General features: G+C 75.2%; 1 protein-coding gene. It reads right to left on the bottom strand.

Translation table 11 applies throughout. The features are described from left to right. Positions 1–234, bottom strand: a 234-nt coding sequence (locus EXE44_RS19430; RefSeq protein ID WP_137718131.1) for an acetyl-coenzyme A synthetase N-terminal domain-containing protein, incomplete at both ends; no start/stop codon positions are given.

The raw sequence follows: 234 nt of genomic DNA on the forward strand, positions 1-234 counted from the left end.
GGTCGACGCAGTTCGCCGCCGCGTTGAGCCGCCCGTCGGGGAACCACTCGTAGAAGGGGGGCTCGGAGTCGTCGAGGACGGTCTCGTACTCCCGGTCCCACGTCAGCAGGTCGGCGGCCGCGCCCCACGCCTCCCGCCCCTCCCGGTCGAACCGCTCGTACACCGCGGGGTCGCTCGCGGCGGCCCGACCGCGAAATTCCGCCGGCGGCTCGACGGCGTCGCCGTCAGCACCCC

The sequence above is a fragment of the Halorubrum sp. SS7 genome (assembly GCF_005435055.1).
GTDB classification, from domain to species: domain Archaea; phylum Halobacteriota; class Halobacteria; order Halobacteriales; family Haloferacaceae; genus Halorubrum; species Halorubrum salinarum.